The 257-nt window shown below is 66.5% G+C and carries 1 protein-coding gene; it reads right to left on the bottom strand.

All coding sequences use genetic code 11. The features are described from left to right. Nucleotides 1-257: hypothetical protein (locus ACM6G4_RS25965; RefSeq protein ID WP_414914891.1), on the bottom strand; the 257-nt coding region annotated here is incomplete at both ends.

Raw genomic sequence — 257 nt, 5'->3', positions numbered from 1 at the left:
ACCACGCCGGTCGCCGCGTTGAATCCGGTGATCGTCAGGGTGCTGCCCAGCGGTGTGGTGATCGATTGCGGGAAGCCCGCCGCCACACCAGCGGTGACCACGGCGATACCGCCCACGGTCAGGGTGGTTACACCGTCGAGGGCAGTCACGGTGAAGGTGCCGCTCTGGGTCAGCGCCGTGGCATCCGGGTTGCTGCCGTCGCTGAGGTTTTTCTCGAAGACGGTGAGCTCGCCGCCCCCGGCATTCAAACCGCCAAT

This window comes from Pseudomonas sp. IT-P258 (assembly GCF_949767825.1).
In the GTDB taxonomy this organism is placed as follows: domain Bacteria; phylum Pseudomonadota; class Gammaproteobacteria; order Pseudomonadales; family Pseudomonadaceae; genus Aquipseudomonas; species Aquipseudomonas monachiensis.
This window is presented reverse-complemented; position numbering and strand designations above follow the sequence as displayed.